The sequence below is a fragment of the Frigoribacterium salinisoli genome, assembly GCF_054781095.1.
The window spans coordinates 449379-474856 of the sequence record NZ_BAAGVB010000001.1 but is presented as its reverse complement, the minus strand read 5'-3'; the positions used below and the strand labels follow the sequence as shown (position 1 = coordinate 474856).

Here is a 25478-nt window from a genome sequence, read left to right as displayed (position 1 = left end):
GCGGCTGCTGCGCGAGGTCGGCGGCGGCGGGGGCAGCGGCACGAGGCCGGTGGCCGCGGGGGCAGCGGCGAGCGGTCAGCGGCGGCGCAGCGAACGGCGGTCGCGCCAGGCTCCGGTCGACCAGAGGCTGAGCGCGACGAGCACGGCCTGGAACGGCAGTCGGCCCCAGCGCTTGGCGTCCGTGTCGAGCCCGAAGGCGTCGACCCGATTGACGAGCTGCGAGACGTTGCCCGGGAAGATCGCGACGAAGAACGCGGCGGCCAGCCAGCCGACCAGGACGCGCCTCTTCGCCTGCGTGATCAACAGGGCACCGAGCGTGATCTCGGCGACGCCCGAGGCGAGCACCACGGTGTCGTCGTCGAGGGGGACCCACTCCGGCACCTGGGCCCGGAACTCCTCACGGGCGACGGTGAGGTGGGTCGTCCCGGCGAAGGCGAGCGCACCGCCGAGGGCGAGGCGGCCGAGGGTGCGGGGCAGGGACGTGGGGCGGGCAGCGGTTCGGGACATCGCTCCAGCGTGCCCCACCGAGATGGACGGAGGCTAAGCGCTGACGCCCAGGGCTCCGACGGGCTCGGCCGCCGAGGTCTCCCACGCGATCATCGAGACCGCTCCGCCCGAGCGCTCCGCGAGGGCGGCGTCCATCAGGCGACGGGCCCGTCGCGCGGCGAGCTCGTCGCCGACGACAGCGTCGAGGCGCAGCACGTCGTCGAGCTCGGTGAGCAGCACGGTCGTCGTCTCGCCCAGGCGGACGACGAACTGGCCCTGCCCGACCGGTGCGGCCTCGTGCTCGCCGATGAGGCGGCGGGACAACCAGAACAGCCCCGCCGTGTCTCCGGCGGTGTGCGCGAGGGCCGTCACGGTCATCATGCGCACGAGCATGTCAGACCGACCGGTCCACCGTGTGAACGCCGTGTGACGATGTCGTGACGCGGCCGACCCCCGGGACCGCCCGCCAGGCCCGGTCAGTCCTCGTCGTCGACGGCCAGGCTCTCCATGAGCTCGACGATGAACGCGACGCTCGAGGCCGAGCCGGGCGCGTCGTCGCGCTCGTCCTCCGCGTCGACCACGAGCAGCGGGATGCCGGGCCCGAGCACGAGCTGGGCCATCTCGGCGCGCTCGTCGAGCCAGCACGCCACGGGCACGCGGAAGGTGCGCGCGTCGTCGCTGAACTCCATCGACGCGGCGAGGACGACCTCGGCGAGCTCGTCGGAGACGTGGAGGCGGGTGCCGGCGTAGTGGAGGACCTTCATGCGGCGAGGCTACCGGCTCCGGGCGCACGACCGGCAGGGGCCTGCGACGGGCAGGAGGCGCGGGACCAGACCGAGGGCCCGCTCACGACGCGCTGACGCGCACCCGGTGCCACCCCTCGGCCCCGTTCGGCGCGGGTGGCAGCTCCGCCTCCCCCTGGGTCTCGCCCGTCGCGTTCGTCGCCCGCACGGCGATCTCGTGGTCGCCCGGCGTGGCACGCCAGCGGAGGACCCACTGGCGCCAGGTGTCGGCGGAGACGCTGTCGGCGAGCTCGGCCTCCTGCCAGGGCCCGTCGTCGACGCGCACCTCGACGCGCGAGACGCCGACGTGGGGCTCCCAGGCGACGCCCGCGATCGCGACCTCCTCGCCGGCCGTCAGCGCGGCTCCTGCCCTCGGCACGTCGATGCGCGACTCGAGCTTGACCGGCCCCAGGGCGTCCCAGCCGCGCGGGGTCCAGTAGCCCTCGGCGTCGGCGAAGCGCGTCACCTCGAGCGAGACCACCCACTTCGTCGCCGAGACGTAGCCGAAGAGGCCGGGCACGACCATGCGCACGGGGAACCCGTGCTCGACGGGCAGGGGCTGCCCGTTCATGCCGACCGCGAGCAGCGCCTGCGTGGCGTCGTCCTGCAGCACGTCGAGCGGCGTGCCGGCGGTGAAGCCGTCGACGCTCGTCGAGAGCACCATGTCGGCCCCGGCACGCACCCCCGCGCGCGCCAGGAGGTCGCGGATCGGGTGGCCGAGCCAGAGCGCGGTGCCGATGAGGTCGCCGCCGACCTCGTTCGAGACGCAGCTGAGCGTGGCGTGGTGCTCGACGAGCGGCAGGGCGAGCAGCTCGTCGAAGCCGAGCTCGACCTCGCGCTCCACGAGCCCGTGCACCCGCAGCCGCCAGGTGGCCGGGTCGACGGCGGGCACCTGGAGCGCCGTGTCGATGCGGTAGAACTCGTCGGCGGGCGTGACGTAGGGGGTGATGCCGTCGACGTCGAGGGAGGCGCCCGCGGGGACCGGGTCGGCCGCCACGGCCGGTCGCGGCAGCACGAGCCGGTCGCGCAGGTCGGTGACCGCCTGCGCCGTGGCGTTGACGACGCGGGCACCGGTGCCCGCCACGACGGCGGCCGCTCCGGCCACGACGGCCCAGGTGAGGAACGCCCGGCGCTCGAGGCCGGGGCCGCGCAGGGGCGGCGCCGTGCCCGCCTCGGTCCAGCCGGGCCGGGACGCCGCGTCCCAGCGTCGGAGGCGGCGGACCAGCGCGGCGAGCAGGCGGATCGCGACGAGCGTGCCGACCGCCGTGGGCACGCCGTCGACGGCGCCCGCTCCCGCCCGCGTCAGCACGGCGACGAGGGCGAGGAGGCCGCCGAGTCCGATCACGACGGTGCCGAGCGGTCTCCGGCGCAGCTCGAGCAGGCCGGCGCCCGCGGCGACCGCGAGCAGCACGACCACCATGATCACGCCGAGGGCGAGCTTGTCGGCGGTGCCGAACAGGGCGATCATCGCGTCCTTGACGGCCGCGGGGGCGAGGTCGATGGCGACCTGGCCGACGGCGAACAGCGGGCTGCCGGAGGGGCCGAGGACGACGGCCAGCAGCTCGGCGGCGGCGAGGAACGCCAGCACGGCGACGACGCCCGAGGTCGCGGCCGCGACGCCCCGTGCGCGAGGGGCGAGGCCGTCAGGAGGCACGCCCGGTCCCGCCCCGGACGTCCCGGTGACGGACTGGTCGGCGCGCACGGACATGCGACGACGGTACGACCGCCGGGCGGGGAACGGGCTGTGCGACCCGGGTCGACCGGAGACGCCGGGCGGCGGACCGGGGGGCGTCGGCGGTCCGTGGGACAGTGGTGCCATGCTGCCGCTGGTCGACGCCGTCGACATCATCCGCCTGGTCGGGCCGCGTCCGTTCGGGGCGGGCCGCGACCTCGCGCGCGACGGCAGGGTCGGCGAGCTCTCCCTCGACGAGACCGGCGACGTCCTCACGGCCCGCGTGCAGGGCTCCGCGCCCGATCCCTACGTGACGCGCGTCGAGCTGCGTCCGTCGCGCGGCGACTACAGCCGCCCCCACGAGAGCTCCTGCTCGTGCCCGATCGGCTCGGCCTGCAAGCACGTCGCGGCCACCCTGCTCGAGGCGAACGCGCGCTCCCTCGCCGAGCGCAGCGGCGGCGGCACGACCACGGCCCCCGACGACGAGCAGCCGGCGTGGCCCGGCGGCGGTCCCCCCGGCAGCACCTCCGCCGCGGCGGTGCGGGCAGGGGGCACGCCGACCGACACCGGTGCACCCGAGGCTGGTGGGGCCTCCTGGCGTGACGCCGTCGCCGCCCTGTCGACGCCCAGCAGCCCGGCGAGCGCGCGGGCGACGCGGCTCGGCCTGCTGTTCGAGCTGCGCGACCGCGTGCGCAGCGTGAGCCGACGCTTCGGCGGGACGGCCTCCGCGGCGGCGGCCTCCGGGGCGCTGCGCCTCGGGGTGCGCCCCGTGAGCCTCAGCAGCACGGGCAACTGGGTGCGCGGCGACCTCACCTGGACGAGCCTGCCGTACCAGATGAACCGTCTCGGCATCGCGCCGGAGCAGCACGCGTGGTTCCTCCAGTTCGCCGCGCTGCACAAGTCGGTGCACGCGGCCTACGCGCCGGGCGAGGGCGACTGGCTGCACCTCGACGACTTCGCGAGCCCGCTCCTCTGGCCGCTCCTCGCCGAGGCCGAGCGGCTGGGCGTCGCCCTCGTCACGGGCAAGCGGCAGACCGACGTCTCCCTCGCGGCCGAGGGGCGGGTGACGCTCGACGCGACCCGCTCCACGACGGCGGCCTCGACCGCCGGGACCGTGCCGGGCCTCCGGCTCGTGGCGGGCGTGACGATCGACGGCGAGGCCTGGCCGTCGTCCGACGCGGGCGTCATCGGCGACCACGGCGTGTGGGCGGCGCGCCGCGACCCCGCACTGTCGGTCGTGCTCGCGCCGGCGCCCGAGCCGGTGGGCGACGAGCAGCGGCGGCTGCTCACGACCGTGCGCGAGATCGCCGTGCCCGCCGACGACGAGGCCGAGTTCGTGCGCGAGGCCCTGCCCGCGCTGCGGCGTCGCCTCGAGGTGGTCAGCAGCGACGCGACGGTCGAGCTGCCCGAGGCGCTGCCGCCACGGCTCGTGCTGACGGCCGCCTTCGGGCGGGCCGACACCCTGAAGCTCGCCTGGCGGTGGCGCGACGGCGAGATCCGCGAGCCGGTGGGTGCGCACGAGCTGCCCGAGGGCCTCGTCGAGCTGCTCGGCGGCCCCCCGCGCGACACGACGACGAAGGGCGTCGCGACCGCCGAGTTCGCCGCGACCGTGCTGCCCGCGCTCGAGGCCCGCCCCGACGTCGACGTCGAGGTCGAGGGCACGCGGCCCGGGTACCACGAGCTCACCGAGGCGCCGCACCTCACGATCACGACCGTGCCCAGCGAGCGCCGCGACTGGTTCGACCTCGGCGTGCTCGTGACCGTCGAGGGCCGCACCGTGCCCTACGCCCCGCTGCTGAAGGCGCTCGCGAAGAGGCAGCGCAAGCTGCTCCTCGTCGACAAGTCGTACCTCTCGCTCGCGCACCCGGCCTTCGACGAGCTCAAGCGGCTCATCGACGAGGCGACGGAGCTCGACGAGTGGGAGGTCGACGCCCCCACGATCTCCCGGTACCAGGCAGGGCTCTGGAGCGAGTTCGACCAGCTCGCCGACGAGACCGTGCAGCACGAGACGTGGCGCGCGACCGTGGGCGGGCTGCTCGACCTGTCCCGGCGGGGCGACCTGGGCGGGGTCCCCTCGCACCCGGTGCCCGCCGGGCTCCGCGCCGACCTCCGGCCCTACCAGCGCGAAGGCCTCGACTGGCTCGCCTTCCTGTACGAGCACGGCCTCGGCGGCGTCCTCGCCGACGACATGGGCCTCGGCAAGACCCTGCAGACCCTGGCGCTCGTCGCGCACGTGCGCGAGCAGGAGGCTCGGGAGGCTCCCCCCGGGTCGGCCCGCCCGTTCCTCGTGGTCGCGCCGACCTCGGTGGTGGCGAACTGGGCCGCGGAGGCCGCGCGGTTCACGCCCGGGCTGGTCGTGCGCACGGTGTCCGGCACGTCGCGCGCCGGGCGTGCCGTGGTCCGCGAGGCGGCCGAGGGCGCCGACGTCGTGGTCACCTCCTACGCGCTGTTCCGCCTCGATGCGGCGGCGTACCGCGCCGAGGGCTGGGCGGGGCTCGTGCTCGACGAGGCGCAGTTCGTGAAGAACCGCGCCTCGCAGGCGCACCGGTGCGCGGTGGAGCTCGAGGCGCCGTTCAAGCTCGCCATCACGGGCACGCCGCTCGAGAACGGCCTGCTCGACCTGTGGTCGCTGTTCGCGGTGGTCGCGCCGGGGCTGCTGTCGAACGTCACGCGCTTCACCGAGGACTACGTCAAGCCCCTGGCCGGTGGCGGCCGACCGGAACTGATGGCGCAGCTGCGCCGGCGCATCCGCCCGCTCCTGCTGCGGCGGACGAAGCAGATGGTGGCCCCGGAGCTGCCCGAGAAGCAGGAGCAGGTGCTGCGCGTGGAGCTCGACCCGAGCCACCGCGAGCTGTACGACACGGTGCTGCAGCGCGAGCGCCTCAAGCTGCTCGACCTCATCGACGACCTCGACCGCCACCGCTTCATCGTGTTCCGGTCGCTGACCCTCCTGCGCCTGCTCGCGCTGGACGCGGGACTCGTCGACGAGGCCTACGACGGCATCCCCTCCGCGAAGCTCGACCAGCTGCTCGACGACCTCGAGGCGATCGCCGCCGAGGGGCACCGTGCCCTGGTGTTCAGCCAGTTCACGACGTTCCTGCGGCGCGTGGCCGCGCGGCTCGACGAACGCGGCATCGCGCACGAGTACCTCGACGGCTCGACGCGCGACCGGGCGACGGTCGTCGACCGGTTCCGCTCCGGCGACGCCCCGGCGTTCCTCATCAGCCTCAAGGCGGGCGGCTTCGGCCTCAACCTCACCGAGGCGGACTACGTGTTCATCCTCGACCCGTGGTGGAACCCCGCGGCCGAGGCGCAGGCCGTCGATCGGACGCACCGCATCGGTCAGACCGAGCGGGTGCTCGTGCAACGGCTCATCGCGACCGACACCATCGAGGAGAAGGTGCTGGCCCTGCAGGCGCAGAAGTCGGCCCTGTTCGACGCGGTCGTCGACGACGACGCGGTCTTCAGCGCCGCCCTCACGGCGGACGACGTGCGCGGGCTGCTCGAGGCCTGACGCCGGCGGTCCGACACGTGCCGGGCGGCGCGACGGGCGCGGGTGGCCCGTGTCAAGCCCGGACGCGCCGGTGGCGACGGAGCAGGGTGGACCGACCTGCACCATCGAGACGAACCCGGGAGGGCCCGTGCGAGAACTACCCGTCGTGAAGCTGTTGGACCGAGTCGAGGACTCCTCGGCGCTCGACCCCGCCGTCGAGAAGCTCGTCGCCGCGTCGAAGGCGCTCCTCCGGCCGCGCGCCCTGCGGGACCTCCTGCACGGCGTGCCCGCCGGGCACCCGCTGCACCCGGTGGCCGTCCTCGTTCCCGTGGGCGGCTGGCTCGGCGCGGGCGTGCTCGACGCCCTGCCCGGCACGGAACGGGCCTCGCGCGTGCTCGTCGGGGCAGGACTCCTCGGGGCGCTCCCCTCGGTGCTGTCCGGCCTCACCGACTGGTCGGAGCTGCACCGGCAGCAGCAGCGCACGGGCTTCGTGCACGCCGCGCTCAACGGCGTCTCGGTGGGCCTGTACACGGCGTCCTGGCTGCAGCGCCGTCGCGGCCGTCAGGTCAGCGGCGTCGTGCTCGGCTACCTGGGCCTGGGCGTCGTCGGCGCCTCGGGCTTCGTGGGCGGCCACCTCAGCTACCGGCAGGCCGCCGGCGCGAACCACGCCGAGCACGTCCCCCACGTCTTCCCGCGCGGGTGGCAGCCCGCCGGCCCGCTCGCCGCGGTCGTCGACGGCGGCCTCACCCGGCTCGACGTGCAGGGTCAGCCGCTGGTCGCCGTCCGCCGCGGGCCGCACGTCGACGTGCTGTCCGACACGGGCACGCACCTGGGCGCCCCGCTCTCCGAGGGGGAGCTCGTCGAGGGGCCCCAGGGCACCCTCCTCCGCGACCCCTGGCGCGGCAGCGAGTACCTCGTGTCCACCGGGCACGTCGTCCACGGCCCCGCGACGGCCCCGCAGCCGAAGTTCGAGAGCCGCGTCGTCGACGGGGAGCTCCAGGTGCGCCTGCCGCACGCCGGCTAGACCGCCGACCCGCCGCCCCCTCGCCCGACAGGAGGCGCGTCGTCCCTCGACACGCGCCTCCTGCCGGGTGCAGCATGGCCCCACGCGCACGGCGACGACGCTGGAGGCACCATGAGCAGTCCCACCACCCACGACGCTCCGGGCGGCACGGGCGAGGAGCCCACCGAGCTCAAGCGCGTCCTCGGCCCGAAGCTGCTGCTGCTCTTCGTCGTCGGCGACATCCTGGGCACGGGCATCTACGCCCTGACCGGGCAGGTCGCCGCCGAGGTGGGCGGCGCGGCGTGGCTGCCGTTCCTCGTCGCCTTCGCCGTCGCGCTCGTGACCGCGTTCTCGTACCTCGAGCTCGTGACGAAGTACCCGCAGACCGCGGGTGCCGCCCTCTACGTGCACAAGGCCTTCGGCGTGCACGTGCTCACGTTCCTCGTCTGCTTCGTCGTGATGTCGTCGGGCATCACGAGCGCCTCGACGGCCTCGCAGGCCTTCGCGGCGAACCTCGCCGCGGCGGTCGACGTGGACTTCCCCGCCGTCGGCGTCATGGCCGTCGCCATGGGCTTCATGGTGCTCGTCATGCTCGTCAACCTGCGCGGCGTCAGCGAGAGCGTCGGCGCCAACGTCGTGCTCACGCTCGTCGAGCTGTCGGGCCTGGTGCTGGTGATCCTCATCAGCGCCTGGGCGATCTCGGGCGGGCAGGCCGACCTGAGCCGCGTCACGGTCTTCGAGACGCCGGGCGACAAGTCCCTGCTGCTCGGCCTGAGCACGGCGACCTCGCTCGCGTTCTTCGCGATGGTCGGCTTCGAGGACTCCGTCAACATGGCCGAGGAGACGAAGGAGCCCAGCAGGATCTTCCCGAGGGTCATGCTCACGGGCCTCGGCCTCGCGGCCGTCGTCTACGTGCTCGTCGCGCTCTGCGCGGTCGCCATCGTGCCGGTCGGGGAGCTCGCCGACAACGAGACGCCGCTCGTGACGGTCGTGGAGACCGCGGCGCCGGGGTTCCCGATCGGTCAGCTGTTGCCCTGGATCTCCCTGTTCGCCGTCGCGAACAGCGCCCTCATCAACATGATGATGGCGAGCAGGCTCCTCTACGGCATGGCCAAGCAGGGCGTCCTGCCCCCCGTGCTCGCGAAGGTGCTGCCGGGCCGGCGGACGCCCTGGGCCGCCATCGTCTTCACGACGGCGCTCGCCCTCGCGCTCATCGCCTACGTGACCCTCACGCCCGGCTCGCCCATCGTGGCCGTGCTGGGCGGGACGACCTCGCTGCTGCTGCTCACCGTCTTCGCGATCGTCAACGTCGCGGTGCTCGTGCTGCGCCGCGACGACGTCGGGCGACGGCACTTCCGGGCCGGCCGGGTGCTGCCCGTCGTCGGCGTGGTGTCGTGCACGTGGCTCGTGCTGCCGGTGTCGTCCGGGCGCGGGGCCGAGCAGTACACCATCGCCGGCGGGCTGCTGGCGCTCGGCATCGTGCTCTGGCTGGTCACCGTGCTCACGCGCCGGGCACGGCCCACGCTCGACACCGCCGCGCTCGAGGCCGTCGCCGACCCGGACGACCGCTGACCGGCCGCGCCGCGCCTCCTGCGCCCGCGTCTGCCCCTACGGGACGAGGCGCTCGGCGCGGTAGCGGTCGATCAGGTCCGTGAAGGAGCGCTCCGTCCGGCGGAACCCGAGGAACCCCGCCTCGCGGCTCTTGCCCATGTCGGTGACGACCTCCATGGGGCGGCCGAGGTCGGCGTCGGTGTGCCACCACGACGCCAGGCGCGTCACGTCGGCCTCGACGAGGCCGTGGCGCTCGGCGATCCCGGCCCAGGCGCCCTCGTGCGGCGCCATCTGCTCGGCGAAGGGTCGGGGCTCGTCGCCCGGGCCCTCGACCCGGGCCGGGTCCACGCCGAGGTGCGCGGCGAGGCGCGGCCACATCCAGCGCCAGCGGAAGACGTCGCCGTTGACCACGTTGAACGCCTCGTCGGCACCCGCCGGGTCGGTCGCCGCCCAGAGCATCTGCTCGGCGAGGACGCCCGAGTCGGTGACGTCGGTGAGGCCGTCCCACTGCTGACGGCTGCCCGGGAACGTGAACGGCAGGTCGAGCTCCTTCGCCAGCGTGGCGGCGACGGCGATCGTGAGGCCCATGTTCATGGCGTTGCCGACCGCGTGGCCGACGACGGTGTGCGAGCGGTGCACCGACCAGGTGAAGCCCTGGCGCGCGGCGGCGGCGAAGAGCTCGTCCTCCTGCGCGTAGTAGAAGTTGGCGGTCTCGAGGCGCGGCTCCTCCTCGTGGAACGGGGTGTCGGGGACGACGCCCGCCGCGTAGGCCTCGAACGGGCCCAGGTAGTGCTTGAGCCCGGTGACGAGCGCGACGTGCTCGAGCGGCGCGTGGGCGAGGGCCGCGAGGAGGTCGCGGACCATGCCGCCGTTGACGGCGATGTTCTCCGCCTCGGTCTCGCGGCGCTGCCACGCGGTGAAGAAGACGTGGGTGGGGCGCTCCTCGGCGAGCGAGGTCCGGAGGCTCTCGGCGTCGAGCAGGTCCGCCGCGACGCCGCGCACGCCCTGCTGGGACGACGCCCGCCGCGACAGGGCGAGGACCTCCCAGCCCTCGGCCACGAGGCGTTCCACGAGGGCGCTGCCCGAGATGCCCGTCGCGCCGACGACCAGGGCCGTCCGGCCGGGGCGGGCCAGGCCGTCGCGGTCGGCCGTCTCGGGGGCGCTGGCGGGGCCCGTGGGCCGTGCAGGTGAGTTCGACGTCATGTGTGGTGCAAGCGCAGGAGGCCCGGGGGCATTCCCGCCACGGGCGTCGCCCGGTCCTCGCGCGGGAGGGAGGGCACGACGCCGCGCCGGGCCCGCGTCGTCCTGTCAAGGGGGCACCCGCGCCTCCTGCGCCGCGTTGGCTGAGGACATGCTCCACCTCGACGTCGCCCCCGGGATCCACCGCCTGCAGCACGCGGACACCAACCTCTACCTCGTGGAGCACGGGGACCGCGTGCTCGTCGTCGACGCGGGCCTGCCCGCCGTCTGGCCCGAGCTCGTCGCTGCGCTGCGCCGTCTCGGGCGCACGCCCGCCGACGTGGACGGGGTCCTGCTCACGCACGCGCACTTCGACCACGTGGGCACGATCCGGCGCGTCCGCCGGGAGTGGCAGCGCCCCGTGTGGGTGCACGCCGCCGACGAGCGGCTCACCCGCCACCCGTACCGGTACGCGCACGAGCGCGCACGCCTCCGCTACCCGCTGCTCTACCCGGCGGCGCTGCCCGCGCTGTGGCGCATGACCCGGGCCGGCGCCCTGGCCGTCCACGGCATCGACGACGCCACCCTGCTCACGCCCGCGGTGCCCCTGCCCGAGGGGGCCGCGATCGTGCCGACCCCGGGGCACACCGCCGGCCACGTCGCCCTGCACCTGCCCGATCGCGACGCCGTCCTCGTCGGCGACGCCCTCGTCACGCTCGACCCGTACACCGGAGGGACCGGCCCGCAGATCGTGGCGGGCGCCGCCACCGCCGACAGCGCGCAGGCCCTGCGATCGCTCGACGCGCTCGTCGCGACGGGGGCCGGCACCGTGCTCACCGGTCACGGGGCACCGTGGGGGCACGGCATCGCTGCCGCGGTCGCCGAGGCCCGCCGCCGCGGCGCCCACTGAGGCCGGGGCGCACCGCGCGGCCCGGTGCCCGCGCCCGCGCCCGCGCCCGCAGCCGCGTCGATGTGACCCGAACTGCGGCCTCCGGCGCCAGGAGGCCGCACATCGGGTCACATCGATGGCCCGCACCTTCGCCCGAGGCGGACCTGACCCGGGCGGGCGAGAGGGACGCGCCTGCGACCCGGCGAGGATCAGCCGGGTCGAGGCGACCGGACGGCGCTCTCCGACCTCGACGGACCGCGCGCAGGGTCGCCCCGATGCTCCGGACCTTCGATGGGGCAGCGCAGGTCGAGTCGCAGGCCGAACGCGTCAGGGCACCCAGCCACGCACGCCCGTGAAGTCGGGCGAACCATCGGCCCGCGCGGGCAGCGGCTGCCCGTTCGCGTACCGCGGCCACTCGAGAAGGTAGGGCGCACCGGCGAGCGGGTAGGCCGAGGCCGGCGGTGCCTCGAACACCGGCCCAGGCGGCGCGCCCTGCGCCGCGGACGCCCCTGTCGATGCGTGCGTGCCCGGCCCGGGCACGCGGTCCGTCACGCCCAGGCCGGGCGGCTGCGGCGGGGTCGGTGCCGTTCCCGTCACCCCTCGGCCGTAGGCCGGGACCGAGGTCGACGCCCCGCCCCGCCACGCCGGTGCCGGTGCCGTGCCCGGAGTGGCACCGACCCCTGCTCCCGATCCGCCCGCCGTCGGCCCCGTGGGAGCCACCTGTCCGCCGTGGAAGAGGGCGTACGTGAGCGGGATCAACACGGTGCCGAGCAGGTCGAGGATCGCGACGGCCACGACGATGCGCCAGTAGAGCTCGGGATAGCCGGCATCGCGCGAGGCGAGGGACGGCAGCACGAGCAGCACGGCGAGCGCGCCGACCAGCACGATCGTCGCGACGGTGACGGCCTGCATCGCGTCGGACGTGAAGCGACGCTTGTTCGTGAGCAGGAGGTGCACGTGCAGGAGGGCGACACGGCCCACGACCGCGATCCACAGCCAGTGCGGCAGCCGCCCGGCGTCGTCGCCCAGCCAGAGCCACGTCACCCCCACGAGCAGCAGCAGGATGCTCACGGCGATGCTCGTCACCCCGAACGCGGCGCTGCGTCGGGCGGAGACGTCGGCGTCGTACCAACAGCAGAACGCGAAGAAGACGAAGAGCGCGATCGTGCCGAGGAGCCGCCACGACGTGGGGCCGAAGTCCCCGGCGAGCGCGGAGCCCACGCCCACGAGCGCCGCGGCGACGATGGAGCCGACGACCGCGCGCAGCACGAGCGGCCGCACGCGCCGGAACGCCCGCTCCACACTGCTCTCGTGACCGGTCCCCACGTCCTGCCGTGCGTCGTCCATGGTCCTCCTCGGTGCCGGGGCTGCTCGGGTGCTCCCGAGCATGCCGTGGTCCTCGGTGGCGCGCCACCCGAGCAGCACGCCCTCTGGACGGTCCCCACCGCACCCATGAGCGAGCAACGAGACGACCCGAACTGCTGCCCGAGGGGACGGCAGGCGGCGCCTCGGGTCACATCCACGCAGCACCGCGACGGGGGCAGGACTGGTGCCGCGTGCCCGGAGCGGTCCGCACGGCCCGTCGTCCCCAGGTGGGGGCACGGGCTGCGCCGACCCTCGTCCGACCGGTACGCTCACCGACATGTCAGATGTTCATTCCGATGTCCCTCCCGTCGTCCGGCGACGCTCCTTCCGCGGCGCCCGCCTCGGGCTCCTCGTCCTCGTGGCCGTGCCGTTCGCCGCGGTCGCCGGGTGGGAGTGGCAGTTCCTCGCCGTGCTGCTCACCGGGTCCGGCAGCGGGCGGATCGCTCCGGGCTCGCTGGTCCCGGGCCTCCTGCTCGTCGCCCTGGCCACCGGTGCGGCCGTGACGGCCACCGTGCTGGCACTGACCGACCGCTGCTCGCCGACCCCCGTGCTCCGCGTCGTCGTCGCGACGGTGGCGGGCGCGTCCACCCTGCTGCTCGTCCCGATCCTCGTGCTGGAGGTCTCGTCGCTGATCGACCTCGCGACCACCCCCGGCCCGACCTCCCGCTACTGACAAGGAGCTCCACGATGCACCACGAGACCGACCGCACCCCCGAGCCGCAGAGGCAGCCCGTCATGATGATGAACGACGGGCGAGAAGCTGCGCCCCGACCGCAGCACGACCGTCCCGACCCGGCTCCCGGGCCGACGCCTCCCGTCGGGCCGCCCGGCTCGCGCCTCGGGACGACCGCCCTCGCGCTCAGCGCGTCGATGAGCGGCTTCCTCGTCGTCGCCACCCTCATCGGGGGCTTCGTCGAGAGGAACGCGCTGATGGTGCCGCTCTCGCCCCTGCTCCTCGCCGCGCTCGCACCCCTGCTCCTCGGCCCCTGCGCCGTCGCCTGCACGGCCGCCGCCCTACACCCGGGCCTCCCGCGTCGGCAGGGCCTGATCGGGATCGGCCTCGTGGTCCTGCCCTTCGCCCTCTTCGCCCTGAACGTCGTGGTCCACCTCCTCCTGGGCGCCCTCCCCCGAGCAGCCTGGTGACGGGCGGTGCCGCTCCCCCGCCGTCCCTCCGAGTTCGACTCCGACGCCGCCACGCGCGCCCGCATGTCGCGCATCGCGCGTCGCGACACGAAGCCCGAGCTCGCCCTGCGCCGGGCCCTCCACGCCCGCGGGCGACGGTTCTTCGTCGACCGCCCCGTGCCGGAGTTCCCCCGCTGCCGCCCCGACCTGCTCTTCCCGCGGCTCCGCGTCGCCGTCTTCGTGGACGGCTGCTTCTGGCACTGGTGCGAGGAGCACGCGCAGGTGCCCCGCGCGAACGCGGCCCACTGGCGCCGGAAGCTGCACGACAACAAGAGGCGCGACGCGGCGAACACGGCGAGGCTCACCGCGGCCGGATGGCAGGTCGTGCGCGTCTGGGAGCACGAACCGTTGGAGGTCGGGATCGCCCTGGTCGAGCAGGCGCTCGACGGTGCACGCCCGCCCGTGCCGCACGAGGACCGACCCGACCGGGCCCCGCCCCGGGCCCCGCCGCGACGGCTCCACGCCGTGCCGGGGAGGCGTCCCCTCAGCGAGCCCGTGACCGACTACCCTGAGAGGATGACTGCCTCTGACACCGCCGCGACCTCCGAGGCAGACGCCACCGACGCCCCGGACGCGCCCACCACGACCTTCTCCGACCTCGGCCTCAGCGACGCGGTGCTCAAGGCGATCAAGGACATCGGCTACGAGACCCCGTCCGCGATCCAGGCGGCGACGATCCCGACGCTGCTCTCGGGTCGCGACGTGGTCGGGCTCGCCCAGACCGGCACCGGCAAGACGGCCGCGTTCGCGCTGCCGATCCTGTCGCGCCTCGACGTGTCGCAGAAGACCCCGCAGGCGCTGGTCCTCTCCCCCACGCGCGAGCTGGCCCTGCAGGTGTGCGAGGCGTTCGAGCAGTACGCGGCGCAGATGCGCGGCGTGCACGTGCTCCCCGTCTACGGCGGCCAGGCGTACGGCGTGCAGCTGTCCGCCCTGCGCCGCGGCGTGCACGTCGTCGTCGGCACGCCCGGACGCATCATGGACCACCTCGCGAAGGGCACGCTCGACCTGTCCGAGCTCAAGTACCTCGTGCTCGACGAGGCCGACGAGATGCTCAAGATGGGCTTCGCCGAGGACGTCGAGACGATCCTGGCGGACACCCCCGACGAGAAGCAGGTCGCCCTCTTCTCGGCGACCATGCCGCCGCAGATCCGCCGCATCTCGAAGCAGTACCTGCACGACGCGGAAGAGATCACCGTCAAGCAGAAGACGACCACGTCGGCGAACACGACGCAGCGCTACCTGGTCGTGTCGTACCAGCAGAAGGTCGACGCCCTCACGCGCATCCTCGAGGTCGAGAACTTCGAGGGCATGATCGTGTTCGTCCGGACCAAGAACGAGACCGAGACCCTCGCCGAGAAGCTGCGCGCCCGCGGCTACTCCGCGGCCGCGATCAGCGGCGACGTGGCCCAGGCCCAGCGCGAGCGCACCGTCAACCAGCTCAAGAGCGGCAAGCTGGACATCCTCGTCGCCACCGACGTCGCCGCCCGCGGCCTCGACGTCGACCGCATCAGCCACGTCGTCAACTACGACATCCCGATCGACACCGAGTCCTACGTGCACCGCATCGGCCGCACCGGCCGTGCCGGACGCAGCGGCGCCGCGATCAGCTTCGTCACGCCGCGCGAGCGCCGTCTGCTCGGCGCGATCGAGAAGGCCACGCGTCAGCCGCTCGAGCAGATGCAGCTGCCCAGCGTCGAGGACGTCAACAGCACGCGCCTCACGCGCTTCGACGACGCCATCACGCAGGCGCTCTCGCAGGAGTCGCGCATCACCGCGTTCCGCGACATCATCGCCCACTACGTCGAGCACCACGACGTGCCCGAGACCGATGTCGCCGCGGCGCTCGCGGTCGTCGCCCAGGGCGACACGCCCCTCCTGCTCGACCCCGCCGACGACGAGCTCTCGCGCCGCACCGCGCGCGACGCCAAGGCGGGCACCACGAGCGACAGGAGCCGCGACGACCGCCCCGAGCGGAGCGAGCGCGGCCCCCGGGTCAGCAAGCCCATGACGGCCTACCGCATCGAGGTCGGCCGCCGTCAGCGCGTCGAGCCCCGTCAGATCGTCGGCGCCCTCGCCAACGAGGGCAACCTCAGCCGCGACGACTTCGGTGCGATCACCATCCGCCCCGACTTCTCCATCGTCGAGCTCGCCAGCGACGTGACCCGCGAGCAGCTCGGCCAGCTCGACGACACCCGCATCGGCGGCAAGCTCATCGAGCTCAAGCCCGACCGCCGTGGCGGCGGTGGTGCCCGCCGCCCCGACCGTGACGACCGCGGCCCGCGCGGCGGCGGCGACCGTCGTGACGACCGCAGCCGTGACGACCGTGGCGGCGACCGCGCCGAGCGGTCGTTCCGCAAGCCGCGCCACTAGGACCAGTGCAGGGCCCGGTCGCGGGCGACGCCCTCTTCGGCGTCGCCCGACTGGCGTTGACCATCGGCAGCGTCGTCCCGCTCCTCCTGGCCGCGATCGCGTGCACCTCCTGGGTGCTCGCGTGGCGGAGGCGCTCCACGGCGGACGTCTCGGCCCGGCTCCACGACCTCGCGCGCGTCGGGCTGCTCGCGGCGAGCGTCGCCGTGGCCCTGCTCGCCGTCGCCGAGCTCGTGGGCGCCGCGGCCGCGGGCGGCGGGCTGCTGCAGGCGGTCCTCGCGCCGTCGTGGCTCCTCGTCGTCGCCGTGGCCGTGCTCATGACGACGCTCGTGCTCCGCGCTCTCGCGTCGGCCGCCGGACCGCCGCACTGACGGCGGCGCCTGGCCGGGCTCCCGTGCCGGCCGGGGCGTGCGGGTGAGCGAGAGACAAGTCTTGACCTCGTAGTGCATCGATGTACATACTCGTCCTACAACGATGTACAGGCGGCCTCGACGACGAGTGCCGTCGAGGAGGACGACGATGACCACCGCCAGCACCGACACGCCGCAGCGCACCCCCGCCGCCACCACGGCCCCCACGCACGAGGGCCCGGTCGCCCCCGGCCGCCCGGGCAGCACCCTCCTGCGGCCCCTGCGCCACGACGCGGTCCACCTCACGGGCGGCTTCCTGGCCGACTGGCAGGCGACGAACCGGTCGGGCACGATCCCCCACGCGATCGAGCAGCTCGAGGCGTCGCAGGCGCTGGCCAACCTCCGTCGCGTGACCGGCGAGCACGAGGGCGAGTTCGTCGGGTTCCAGTTCGCCGACTCCGACGTGTACAAGACGCTCGAGGCGATCGGCTGGGAGGCCGGCCGCAGCGACGTGACGGAGCTCCTGCCCTTCGTCGACGCGACCGTCGACCTCCTGGCCCGCGCCCAGCAGCCGGACGGCTACCTGGACTCGCACTACCAGGTCGACAAGCCCGAGCTCGAGCTCGCCCCGGGCGAGCTGCGCTGGGGCCACGAGCTGTACTGCCTCGGTCACCTGCTGCAGGCAGGAGTCGCCTGGGTGCGCACGACGGGCCGTCGCGACCTGCTCGAGATCGGCCTGCGCTTCGCCGCCCTCGTCGACGAGCGCTACGGGCCCGGCGGTGCCGAGGGCGTCGACGGCCATCCCGAGATCGAGACCGCCCTCGTCGAGACCTACCGCGTCACGGGCGACGAGCGCTGGCTGATCCTGGCCCGTCGCTTCGTCGACCTGCGGGGCCGGCAGCTCGTCGGCCCCGACCCGCTCGGGTACCCGTACTTCCAGGACCACGAGCCCGTGCGCGAGGTGCAGGAGGCCACCGGCCACGCCGTGCGCCAGCTCTACCTCGCGGCGGGCGTCACCGACGTCGTGACCGAGTCCGCCGACGGCGAGCCCGAGCTGAGGGCCGCGCTGGAGCGCCTCTGGACGAGCGTGCACGAGCAGAAGATGTACGTCTCGGGCGGCGTCGGCTCGCGGCACCGCGACGAGGCGTTCGGCGACGCCTACGAGCTGCCGCCGGACCGCGCCTACAGCGAGACCTGTGCCGCCATCGCGAACCTGCACTGGAACTGGCGCCAGCTGCTGCTCACCGGGCAGTCGCGCTTCGCCGACGAGATGGAGCGCGGCCTGTACAACGCGATCGCGGTGTCGACGTCTACCGACGGCTGCGCGTTCACCTACGCGAACCCGCTCCAGCTGCGCACGGGGGCGGGCGGCGGCGGCGAGAACGCCCCGGCCGGGCGCCAGCCGTGGTTCCGCTGCGCCTGCTGCCCGCCGAACCTCGCCCGCCTGGTGAGCTCGGTGCACGACTACGTCGCGACGACGACGACCACCGGCCTGCAGCTGCACCTCTTCGCCGAGGGCACGATCGCGCTGGGCGGGGTCGGCGGGCAGGCGACGACCGCGACGGTCCGCACGGCCTACCCCTGGGACGGCACCGTCGAGATCGCCTTCGACGCACCGTTCTCGGGCAGCTCGGTGGCCCTGCGCCGCCCCGGCTGGGCGACGGGCGCCACCGTCACGGTCGACGGCCGCCAGGTCGACCCGGCCCTGCGCGACGGCTACCTCGTCGTCGACGCGCAGGAGTCCCCGGTCACCACGATCACGCTGGTCCTGCCCCTCGGGCCGACCGTCCAGCACCCGCACCCCTTCGTCGACGCCGCCCGGGGCACGGTGGCGCTGACCCGCGGCCCCGTGCTGTACGCGGTGGAGCAGGCGGACCTGCCCGAGGGAGTGACGCCCGAGCAGGTCGTCGTGCCCGCGGCCCCGGTCGTGACCGTGGCGGAGGGCGACGCCGTGACGGGGCCGCGCCTCCTGATCGCCGGGGCCAGGGTGCGGGCCGCGGCGGGGGCGCCGCTGTACCGCGCCGCTCCGGCGAGCGCCGAGGCGACGGCCGAGGCGACGGCCGAGGCGACGGCCACGGCCACGACCGCATCGGACTCGAACGGCTCCGCCGCGACGGGCGCTGAGGGCACCGGCGTCGTCGACGGCGCGACCTTCGACCTCGTCGCGATCCCCTACCACCGCTGGGGCAACCGCTCCGCGGGCGGCATGCGGGTCTGGCTCCCCACGAGCTGACCGCTCCCCCGACCACCGAGAAAGGCACGCAATGACGCGAACCGCACTCAAGGCCCTGGCCCTCGCCACGGTCGCCGCCACCGGGCTGGCGCTCTCGGGGTGCTCGTCGGCCGCAGGACCCGCCGACGACGACACCGTGACGCTCTGGATCCGCGACTACCAGCGGGGGCTCGTCGAGCCCCTCGCCGACGCCTACAACGCGACGCACGAGACGCAGGTCGAGATCACCCTCGTCCCCGCGACGACGTTCGTGCAGAAGCTCGCGACCGCGGTCGCGGGCGGGAACCCACCCGACATGGCCTCGCTCGACCTCGTCTTCACTCCGTACTTCTCGCAGGCGGGCGCGCTGCTGGACGTGACGGACCGGGTCGAGGCGCTGCCCTACGCCGACGACCTCAGCCCGGCGCACGTCGCGCAGGCCACGTTCGACGACCGTCTCTACGGGGTGCCGTTCACGGGCGACGCGAGCGTGCTGTTCTACAACAAGACGCTCTTCGCCGAGGCCGGCCTCGACCCCGAGGACCCGCCGTCGACGTACGACGAGATCGTCGAGGCCGCGACGGCGATCCGCGGCCTGGGCGGCTCGAACTACGGCTTCGCGTTCTCGGGAGCCTGCGGCGGGTGCAACATCTTCAGCTTCACGCCGCTCATCTGGGCGAGCGGCGGCAGCGTGCTGTCCGAGGACGGCCGCGACGCGACGCTCGACTCGCAGCCGGTCACCGCGGCCCTCCAGCTCTACCGCGACCTGTGGGAGGCCGACACCATGCCCTCGCTCGTGCGCACCGACAACGGGCCCAACGCGGCGACCGCGTTCCAGGAGGGCGTGGTCGGCATGCGCGGCGACGGCACGGCGTTCCTCGGCACGCTCGCGGCGGAGGGCCAGGTCGACTTCGGCGTCGCCCCCCTGCCCGGCGAGGACGGCGGCTCGGCGAGCTTCGCCGGCGGCGACGACCTGTCGATCATGGCCGGGTCGGAGGACCCGGACGGCGCCTGGGACTTCTTGGAGTGGGCGACCGGCACCGAGGCGCAGACGATCCTCGCCGACCAGTCGGTGCTGCCGATCCGGCTCGACCTGCTCGACTCGATCTACGTGCCCGGCGACCCTCGACGACAGGTGTTCGCCGACGCGCTCGCGGTCGGCCAGGTGCCCTACAGCCCGGTCGAGAACGAGCTGTTCAACGACAACAACGGCATCTGGGCGACCATGATCGCGCGGGCGGTGTTCGACGGCGACGTCGAGGCGGCCCAGCGCGACGCCCAGCGTGACGCCCAGGCGACGCTCGACGCGGTCGTCTACGAGGACGAGGACGACGACCGATGACCGCTCCCCTGATCGACCGGGCCGGCTCGGCCCTCCGGCAGCCCGCCGCTCCCCGTGCCGGGCGCCGCGCCGGAGCCGTGCAGGGCAGGCGGCGCCTCACGGGCCTCCTGCTCGTGCTGCCCGCGCTGCTCCTGCTCGGCACGTTCTTCCTGTACCCGCTGGCGCGCACGGTGGTCATGTCGACGTTCACGTGGCCGCTGCTGGGCAACCGCGCCTTCATCGGCCTCGACAACTACGTGGCCGCGTTCGGCGACTCGTCGTTCCTCGGGGCGATCGGCTTCACGCTCGTCTACACGCTCGTCGTCACGCCCGTGCTGCTCGTCGTCGGCCTGGTCCTGGCGAGCCTCGTGCAGAAGCGCACCCGTGCCGCGCGCGTCTTCCAGACGGTGTACTTCCTGCCCGTGGTCATCGGCCTCGCGAGCGCCAGCTACCTGTTCCTCTTCCTGTGGCAGCCGGTCATCGGGCCGACGACGAACCTCCTGGCGGACCTGGGCGTCCTCGACGTGACGACGAACCTGTTCGGCGGCACGGCGACCGCGTTCCTCGTGGTGCTGCTCATGGTGACCTGGAAGACCGCGGGCCTGCAGATGCTGTTGCTGCTCTCGGGGTTCCAGTCGATCCCCCAGGAGGTGAACGAGGCCGCGGCCGTGGACGGCGCGACCGGGTGGCAGCGCTTCGTGCACGTCACCCTGCCGCTGCTGCGCCCGACGCTGGCGCTCGTGCTCGTGTTCTCGGTGGCCGGATCGCTGCTGGCGTTCGACCAGTTCTACATCCTCACCGCGGGCGGGCCCGACAACAGCACCATCACGGCGGTGTACCAGATCTTCCGGTCCTCGTTCATCCAGCTCGACCTCGGCTACGGCGCCGCGCTGTCCCTCCTCCTCATGCTCGTCCTCGGCCTGGTGAGCGCGGCGCAACTGCTGCTGCTCAAGAACTCGGATCACTCATGACCACGACCACCGCTCCGTCCGTCCCCCGCACCTCCGGTGCCGGCCCCGCAGGAGGCCCCGCCGCCGGCCGCCGCGTCGGTCACCTCGCCGAGGTGCGCAGCTCCCTGCCCCGCGCCGCCTGGGCCGTCGTGTGCACGGCGCTGGCCGTGCTCGTGCTGTACCCGCTCGGCGTGCTCGTCGTGCGGGCGCTCACGGGCCCCGACGGCAGCTTCAGCCTCGCGAACTTCACGAGCCTGGCGTCGCCCACGGCCGGCATCAGCCTGCTCACCGGGCTGGGCAACAGCATCTTCGTGTCGCTGACCGTCACGGCCGTCACGGTCGTCGTGTCGACGCTCGCCGGCTACGCCTTCGCCCGGCTGCCGTTCCCGGGCAGCGACGTCGTGTTCTTCGTCGTCCTGGTGACGTTCATGATCCCGTTCCAGGCGATCATCACGCCGTTGTTCCTCACGCTGATCCAGGTGGGCCTGCACGACAGCCTGTTCGGCCTGGCGCTCGTGCTGGCGACGTTCAACCTGCCGTTCGGCATCTTCCTCATGCGCAACTCGTTCGCGGCGATCCCCGCCACGCTCGAGGACGCCGCCCTGCTCGACGGCAACACGCCGTTGCAGGCGGCACGGCGCGTCATGCTGCCGCTCGCGGTGCCCGGTCTCGTGTCGACGGCGCTGCTGACCTTCTTCGCGGCGTGGAACGACTTCTTCGCGACCCTCATCCTCATCAACGACCAGGCGAAGTACACCCTGCCGGTCAGCCTGAGCATCCTGTCGGCGGGGCAGAACAACGCCGTCGACTGGGGGCTCATGCAGGCCGGCGTCGCCGTCACGGTCGTGCCCTGCGTCATCATCTACCTCCTGCTGCAGAAGTACTACGTGGCGGGCCTCATCAACGGAGCGATCAAATGACCCCTGTGTTCACCGGACCGGCCGCCGCCTCGGCGAGCGAGCCCACCGCCCCTGCCGTCACCGCGGCCTCCGGCACCTCCGCCGACGGCCCCGCGAGCGCGCGCCTCAGCCTCGACCCCGCCTTCGTGGTGGCCCCGGTGCGCCGCGCGACGTTCGGCGCGTTCGTCGAGCACCTCGGCCGCTGCGTCTACGGCGGCATCCACGACCCGGGCCAGGCCACGGCCGACGAGGACGGCTTCCGCGGCGACGTGCTCGACCTCGTGCGCGAGCTCGGCGTCTCGAGCGTGCGGTACCCGGGGGGCAACTTCGTCTCGGGCTACCGCTGGGAGGACGGCGTCGGGCCGGTCGAGCAGCGCCCCGTGCGCCGCGACCTCGCCTGGCACTCGACGGAACCGAACACGATCGGCCTGGACGAGTTCCTGCGGTGGTGCCGCAAGGCCGGCGTCGAGCCGATGATGGCCGTGAACCTCGGCACCCGGGGCGTGCAGGAGGCGCTGGACGTCCTCGAGTACGCCAACGGCGAGCAGGGCGCCCACTTCAGCGACCTGCGGGCCGCGAACGGCGTCGCGGACCCCTACGGCATCAAGCTCTGGTGCCTCGGCAACGAGATGGACGGACCGTGGCAGATCGGCCACAAGACCGCCACGGAGTACGGCCGTCTCGCCGCCGAGACCGCGCGGGCGATGCGCATGGTCGAGCCCGACCTCACCCTCGTCGCCTGCGGCAGCTCGGGCTCGTCGATCGAGACCTTCGGCACGTGGGAGCGCCAGGTGCTCGAGGAGGCGTACGACGAGGTCGACCTCATCTCGGCGCACGGCTACTACTGGGAGACCGACGGCGACCTGGCGAGCTTCCTCGCCTCGGGCGTCGAGATGGAGGCGTTCATCGAGGACGTCGTCGCGAGCGTCGACCACGTCCGCGCCGCGGGGAAGCGCACCAAGCGGATCGACATCTCGTTCGACGAGTGGAACGTCTGGTACCTCCAGGGCGAGGCCTCCGCACCTCCCGTCGACGACTGGCCCGTCGCCCCCGTGCTGCTCGAGGACCGCTACTCGGTCGCCGACGCCGTCGTCGTGGGCGGCCTGCTCGTGACGCTGCTCAAGCACAGCGACCGCGTCGCCAGCGCATCGCTCGCGCAGCTCGTCAACGTGATCGCGCCGATCATGACCGAGACCGGCGGTCGCGCCTGGAAGCAGACGACCTTCCACCCCTTCGCGCAGGCCTCGCGCCACGCCGTCGGCGACGTGCTCCGCGTCGAGGTGCAGGCGCCGCTCGTGCCGACCGCGAAGTACGGCGACGTGCCCGCGGTGGACGCCGTCGCCACGCACGACCCCGCGACGGGCGACGTGTCGGTGTTCGCGGTCAACCGTTCGACGACCGACGCGATCAGCATCACGATCGACACCCGGGCGTTCGGCGGGGCGGCCGCGGGCGGGGCGGGCCTCCGGCTCGTCGAGGCGACGCAGCTCAGCGACGCCGACCCGTACCGGACCGTCGACGCCGACACGGCCGACGAGGTCGCACCGCGCACCAACGACGGCACCAGCTGGGAGGGCAGCGTCCTCACGGTCGTGCTGCCGCCCGTGTCGTGGAACGTCGTCCGGCTCGCCTCGGCCTGACGCCTCCTCGCGCGCACGGCGCCGTCCGTCCTCGCGACGGCCGGCGCCGTGCCACAGTGTCCCGATGACCCAGGAGGTGCCATGGCGGCGACGATGAGCGACGTGGCGGCGCGAGCCGGCGTCTCGGTGAAGACGGTCTCGAACTTCTTCAACGGCTACCGGTACATGCGCGACGAGACCCGCGAGCGCATCGAGGCGGCCGTCGCCGAGCTCGACTACCGCATGAACCGGTCCGCGCGGGCGCTCCGGTCGGGTCGCACGCGCATGATCGCGCTCGTGCTGCCGGAGCTCGACCACTCGTACTTCGCCGAGCTCGCGCAGGAGGTCGTGGACGCGGCCGAGGAACGCGGCCTCACCGTCATCGTCGAGACCACGCGCGGCAGGCGCGAGCGCGAGCTGGCCGCGGTCAGCGGGGTCGCGGGCCAGGTCGTCGACGGCGCCGTCTTCGGTCCCGTCGCGCTCGGGCCGGAGGACGCGGGGCTCATCGACCCGGCGTTCCCGCTCGTCGTCATCGGCGAACGGCTCGTGGAGGCCCTCGGCGACCACGTGCTCATCGCCGACCTCGAGGTGGCCCGCACCGCCGTGCGGCACCTCGTCGAGCAGGGCCGACGGCGCATCGTGCTGCTGGGCACGAACGACCTGCCCGAACCCCGTGGTGCGGCCCTGCGGCAGCGGGGCGCCCAGGAGGCCCTCGTCGAGGCCGGTCTCGGCGTCGACCCCGAGCTCGCGCTCGAGGTGGCGGCCTGGCACCGCCAGGACGGCGCCGACGCGATCTCGGGGCTGCTCGACCGCGGCGTGGACTTCGACGCCGTCTTCGGCTTCAACGACGCCCTCGCGCTCGGCGCCCAGTGGGAGCTGCAGCGCCGCGGCCTCGTCGTGCCCGACGACGTCGCGGTGGTCGGGGTCGACGACACCGCCGACGGCCGCTTCGCGCAGCCCCCGCTCACGACCATCTCGCCGGGGCGACAGTCCATCGCCCGGCTGTCGGTCGACCTCCTGGTGCGCCGCATCGAGGGCGAGACCCCCGCCTCCGGCTTCTCGACGGTCGTCACCGAGCACGAGCTCGTCGTGCGGGGGTCGAGCGTCGTCGCGTCGAGGGACTGACCCCGCGCGCGTCAGTCGCGCGCCACGAGCGCCCGCAGCTCGTCGGCGACGACCAGCACCGACGGGCCCCTCGGGTTGACGACGACGCCCGCGTGCCCGGACCCGAGCGCGCTGGCGGCGACCTCGGCGAAGGCGACGCGCAGCGCCGAGGCACCGGGTGCCCAGGCGCGCACCTCGGCGGGCGACGAGTGCAGCACCGACCAGGTCTCGCCGTGCTCACCCGTCACGGTGCCCACGTCGACGTCGGCCACGCCGGAGCGGTCGCCCTGCTGCTCGAGCTCGGCGGTCCAGAGCGACGGCGAGCCGCGCAGCAGCTCCAGCACCTCGGGCCACGGCTGGTCGCGCTCCGCGAGGGCCCGCTTGACCGGGCCGCTCGCGCGCACGTCGTCGCCCAGGGCCGAGACGAGCTCGTCCGCGTGGGCGATGAACTGCGTGTCGGGCGAGCCGGGGTCGAGGGCGAGGCCCCCGTACTCGGCGACCGCCTGGGCGGCGACCTCCACCGCCGGTTGCGCGAGCGAGAGGTCGCCGACCGTGCCGCGGTAGCGGGCCAGGCGCTGGGCGTCCGTGAACGCGAGCAGCACGCGCTCGCCCGCCGAGTCGACCTGGTGCGCAACGGCCAGCACGTCGCCCCGCTGCAGCCCCGCGGAGCGGTCGGCGAGGGTCGACGACCCGATGTCGAGCAGCAGGTCACCGGCCGCGAGCTCGCGGAGCACGTCGGAGAAGGTCACCGAGTCCTTCTGCCGCGCCCACACGGCGAGCGCCGCCTGCAGCGCACCGTGCTGCACGGCGCCGCCGAGGGACCCCGGCGTGACGTCCCAGCCGGGTGCGCCGTGCGCGTCCGCCGTCGTGAGGCCGGCCGAGGTGAGGCGGGCGGCGGTCGGCCCGGGGACCCCCGGGCCCGCGGGGCCGGAGGCGCCGGGCACGACCGCGGGACCGGGCGCGTCGGCCCCGGCGCCGGGGGTCGCGCCTCCTGACCCCCCGTCGTCGGTGGTGCGAGCCGGATCCTTGCGCGAGAACAACCCCATGCCGTCGA

General features: G+C 74.2%; 21 protein-coding genes and 1 pseudogene. 15 read left to right on the top strand and 7 right to left on the bottom strand.

Going from position 1 to position 25478, the window contains the following annotated elements:
* Nucleotides 1-75: 75 nt before the first annotated feature.
* The 4 genes from ACYVHQ_RS02265 to ACYVHQ_RS02250 form a co-directional block, all read right to left on the bottom strand.
* Nucleotides 76-507, bottom strand: a complete 432-nt coding sequence (locus ACYVHQ_RS02265; protein ID WP_460510507.1) for a DoxX family protein — start codon at nucleotides 505-507, stop codon at nucleotides 76-78.
* A gap of 33 nt (nucleotides 508-540) precedes the next feature.
* Nucleotides 541-867, bottom strand: a complete 327-nt coding sequence (locus ACYVHQ_RS02260) for a hypothetical protein (protein WP_460510506.1) — start codon at nucleotides 865-867, stop codon at nucleotides 541-543.
* A gap of 95 nt (nucleotides 868-962) precedes the next feature.
* On the bottom strand, nucleotides 963-1250 hold the full coding sequence (locus ACYVHQ_RS02255; RefSeq protein ID WP_460510505.1) for a hypothetical protein: 288 nt from the start codon (nucleotides 1248-1250) through the stop codon (nucleotides 963-965).
* 82 nt (nucleotides 1251-1332) lie between these two features.
* Nucleotides 1333-2976, bottom strand: coding sequence for a molybdopterin-dependent oxidoreductase (locus ACYVHQ_RS02250; RefSeq protein ID WP_460510504.1), 1644 nt, complete (start codon nucleotides 2974-2976; stop codon nucleotides 1333-1335).
* A 109-nt stretch (nucleotides 2977-3085) separates the two neighbouring features.
* Here ACYVHQ_RS02250 and ACYVHQ_RS02245 point away from each other — a divergent pair, with 109 nt between their 5' ends.
* The 3 genes from ACYVHQ_RS02245 to ACYVHQ_RS02235 all read left to right on the top strand — a co-directional run bounded on the left by ACYVHQ_RS02245 (nucleotide 3086) and on the right by ACYVHQ_RS02235 (nucleotide 9008).
* A complete protein-coding gene (locus ACYVHQ_RS02245) occupies nucleotides 3086-6454 on the top strand; it encodes a DEAD/DEAH box helicase (protein ID WP_460510503.1) in 3369 nt (1122 codons plus the stop codon).
* Between the two features lie 145 nt (nucleotides 6455-6599).
* On the top strand, nucleotides 6600-7457 hold the full coding sequence (locus ACYVHQ_RS02240) for a Rieske (2Fe-2S) protein (RefSeq protein ID WP_460510502.1): 858 nt from the start codon (nucleotides 6600-6602) through the stop codon (nucleotides 7455-7457).
* A gap of 111 nt (nucleotides 7458-7568) precedes the next feature.
* The gene (locus ACYVHQ_RS02235) at nucleotides 7569-9008 is read left to right on the top strand and encodes an APC family permease (protein WP_460510501.1); all 1440 of its coding nucleotides are present in this window, start codon (nucleotides 7569-7571) and stop codon (nucleotides 9006-9008) included.
* Between the two features lie 36 nt (nucleotides 9009-9044).
* Here ACYVHQ_RS02235 and ACYVHQ_RS02230 read toward each other — a convergent pair whose 3' ends face one another.
* On the bottom strand, nucleotides 9045-10190 hold the full coding sequence (locus ACYVHQ_RS02230; RefSeq protein ID WP_460510499.1) for an SDR family oxidoreductase: 1146 nt from the start codon (nucleotides 10188-10190) through the stop codon (nucleotides 9045-9047).
* A gap of 148 nt (nucleotides 10191-10338) precedes the next feature.
* On the opposite strand from ACYVHQ_RS02230, the gene ACYVHQ_RS02225 reads away from it, so the two are divergent.
* A complete protein-coding gene (locus ACYVHQ_RS02225; RefSeq protein WP_460510498.1) occupies nucleotides 10339-11076 on the top strand; it encodes an MBL fold metallo-hydrolase in 738 nt (245 codons plus the stop codon).
* A gap of 306 nt (nucleotides 11077-11382) precedes the next feature.
* Here ACYVHQ_RS02225 and ACYVHQ_RS02220 read toward each other — a convergent pair whose 3' ends face one another.
* The gene (locus ACYVHQ_RS02220; protein ID WP_460510497.1) at nucleotides 11383-12402 is read right to left on the bottom strand and encodes a hypothetical protein; all 1020 of its coding nucleotides are present in this window, start codon (nucleotides 12400-12402) and stop codon (nucleotides 11383-11385) included.
* Nucleotides 12403-12697: 295 nt separating this feature from the next.
* Here ACYVHQ_RS02220 and ACYVHQ_RS02215 point away from each other — a divergent pair, with 295 nt between their 5' ends.
* From ACYVHQ_RS02215 to ACYVHQ_RS02165, 11 genes and pseudogenes are all read left to right on the top strand, one after another.
* Nucleotides 12698-13093 carry a hypothetical protein gene (locus tag ACYVHQ_RS02215; protein WP_460510496.1) on the top strand — a complete coding sequence of 132 codons (396 nt, stop codon included), beginning with the start codon at nucleotides 12698-12700 and terminating at the stop codon, nucleotides 13091-13093.
* Nucleotides 13094-13107: 14 nt separating this feature from the next.
* On the top strand, nucleotides 13108-13563 hold the full coding sequence (locus ACYVHQ_RS02210) for a hypothetical protein (RefSeq protein WP_460510495.1): 456 nt from the start codon (nucleotides 13108-13110) through the stop codon (nucleotides 13561-13563).
* A 6-nt stretch (nucleotides 13564-13569) separates the two neighbouring features.
* Nucleotides 13570-13935, top strand: a pseudogene (locus ACYVHQ_RS02205) (very short patch repair endonuclease); the annotation flags it as partial.
* A 183-nt stretch (nucleotides 13936-14118) separates the two neighbouring features.
* The gene (locus ACYVHQ_RS02200; protein ID WP_460511217.1) at nucleotides 14119-15972 is read left to right on the top strand and encodes a DEAD/DEAH box helicase; all 1854 of its coding nucleotides are present in this window, start codon (nucleotides 14119-14121) and stop codon (nucleotides 15970-15972) included.
* A 5-nt stretch (nucleotides 15973-15977) separates the two neighbouring features.
* Complete coding sequence (locus ACYVHQ_RS02195; RefSeq protein ID WP_460510494.1) at nucleotides 15978-16340, top strand: hypothetical protein; 363 nt, start codon at nucleotides 15978-15980, stop codon at nucleotides 16338-16340.
* A 148-nt stretch (nucleotides 16341-16488) separates the two neighbouring features.
* Nucleotides 16489-18552 (top strand): glycoside hydrolase family 127 protein, encoded by a 2064-nt coding sequence (locus ACYVHQ_RS02190; protein WP_460510493.1) that lies wholly within the window; start codon nucleotides 16489-16491, stop codon nucleotides 18550-18552.
* 31 nt (nucleotides 18553-18583) lie between these two features.
* Nucleotides 18584-19873 carry an ABC transporter substrate-binding protein gene (locus tag ACYVHQ_RS02185; protein WP_460510492.1) on the top strand — a complete coding sequence of 430 codons (1290 nt, stop codon included), beginning with the start codon at nucleotides 18584-18586 and terminating at the stop codon, nucleotides 19871-19873.
* On the top strand, nucleotides 19870-20823 hold the full coding sequence (locus tag ACYVHQ_RS02180) for a carbohydrate ABC transporter permease (protein WP_460510491.1): 954 nt from the start codon (nucleotides 19870-19872) through the stop codon (nucleotides 20821-20823). The genes ACYVHQ_RS02185 and ACYVHQ_RS02180 overlap by 4 nt, the downstream gene beginning before the upstream one ends.
* Entirely contained in the window at nucleotides 20820-21722 is a 903-nt protein-coding gene (locus ACYVHQ_RS02175; protein WP_460510490.1) for a carbohydrate ABC transporter permease, read from the top strand. The genes ACYVHQ_RS02180 and ACYVHQ_RS02175 overlap by 4 nt, the downstream gene beginning before the upstream one ends.
* On the top strand, nucleotides 21719-23341 hold the full coding sequence (arfA, locus tag ACYVHQ_RS02170) for an arabinosylfuranosidase ArfA (RefSeq protein ID WP_460510489.1): 1623 nt from the start codon (nucleotides 21719-21721) through the stop codon (nucleotides 23339-23341). Before ACYVHQ_RS02175 ends, arfA begins: the two co-directional genes overlap by 4 nt.
* An 81-nt stretch (nucleotides 23342-23422) precedes the next feature.
* Nucleotides 23423-24445: a LacI family DNA-binding transcriptional regulator gene (locus tag ACYVHQ_RS02165; RefSeq protein WP_460510488.1), complete on the top strand. Its 1023-nt coding sequence runs from the start codon at nucleotides 23423-23425 to the stop codon at nucleotides 24443-24445.
* Nucleotides 24446-24456: 11 nt separating this feature from the next.
* On the opposite strand, the gene ACYVHQ_RS02160 is transcribed toward ACYVHQ_RS02165, so the two are convergent.
* Nucleotides 24457-25470, bottom strand: coding sequence for an SseB family protein (locus tag ACYVHQ_RS02160; RefSeq protein ID WP_460510487.1), 1014 nt, complete (start codon nucleotides 25468-25470; stop codon nucleotides 24457-24459).
* Nucleotides 25471-25478: the final 8 nt, after the last annotated feature.

Coding starts and splice junctions, on each gene's coding strand:
- ACYVHQ_RS02165 (WP_460510488.1), top strand. CDS start 23,423: ATGGCGGCGACGATGAGCGACGTGGCGGCGCGAGCCGGCGTCTCGGTG.
- ACYVHQ_RS02160 (WP_460510487.1), bottom strand. CDS start 25,470: ATGGGGTTGTTCTCGCGCAAGGATCCGGCTCGCACCACCGACGACGGG.
- ACYVHQ_RS02210 (WP_460510495.1), top strand. CDS start 13,108: ATGCACCACGAGACCGACCGCACCCCCGAGCCGCAGAGGCAGCCCGTC.
- ACYVHQ_RS02235 (WP_460510501.1), top strand. CDS start 7,569: ATGAGCAGTCCCACCACCCACGACGCTCCGGGCGGCACGGGCGAGGAG.
- ACYVHQ_RS02200 (WP_460511217.1), top strand. CDS start 14,119: ATGACTGCCTCTGACACCGCCGCGACCTCCGAGGCAGACGCCACCGAC.
- arfA (WP_460510489.1), top strand. CDS start 21,719: ATGACCCCTGTGTTCACCGGACCGGCCGCCGCCTCGGCGAGCGAGCCC.
- ACYVHQ_RS02255 (WP_460510505.1), bottom strand. CDS start 1,250: ATGAAGGTCCTCCACTACGCCGGCACCCGCCTCCACGTCTCCGACGAG.
- ACYVHQ_RS02190 (WP_460510493.1), top strand. CDS start 16,489: ATGACCACCGCCAGCACCGACACGCCGCAGCGCACCCCCGCCGCCACC.
- ACYVHQ_RS02180 (WP_460510491.1), top strand. CDS start 19,870: ATGACCGCTCCCCTGATCGACCGGGCCGGCTCGGCCCTCCGGCAGCCC.
- ACYVHQ_RS02260 (WP_460510506.1), bottom strand. CDS start 867: ATGATGACCGTGACGGCCCTCGCGCACACCGCCGGAGACACGGCGGGG.
- ACYVHQ_RS02185 (WP_460510492.1), top strand. CDS start 18,584: ATGACGCGAACCGCACTCAAGGCCCTGGCCCTCGCCACGGTCGCCGCC.
- ACYVHQ_RS02220 (WP_460510497.1), bottom strand. CDS start 12,402: ATGGACGACGCACGGCAGGACGTGGGGACCGGTCACGAGAGCAGTGTG.
- ACYVHQ_RS02225 (WP_460510498.1), top strand. CDS start 10,339: ATGCTCCACCTCGACGTCGCCCCCGGGATCCACCGCCTGCAGCACGCG.
- ACYVHQ_RS02245 (WP_460510503.1), top strand. CDS start 3,086: ATGCTGCCGCTGGTCGACGCCGTCGACATCATCCGCCTGGTCGGGCCG.
- ACYVHQ_RS02230 (WP_460510499.1), bottom strand. CDS start 10,190: ATGACGTCGAACTCACCTGCACGGCCCACGGGCCCCGCCAGCGCCCCC.
- ACYVHQ_RS02215 (WP_460510496.1), top strand. CDS start 12,698: ATGTCAGATGTTCATTCCGATGTCCCTCCCGTCGTCCGGCGACGCTCC.
- ACYVHQ_RS02265 (WP_460510507.1), bottom strand. CDS start 507: ATGTCCCGAACCGCTGCCCGCCCCACGTCCCTGCCCCGCACCCTCGGC.
- ACYVHQ_RS02175 (WP_460510490.1), top strand. CDS start 20,820: ATGACCACGACCACCGCTCCGTCCGTCCCCCGCACCTCCGGTGCCGGC.
- ACYVHQ_RS02250 (WP_460510504.1), bottom strand. CDS start 2,976: ATGTCCGTGCGCGCCGACCAGTCCGTCACCGGGACGTCCGGGGCGGGA.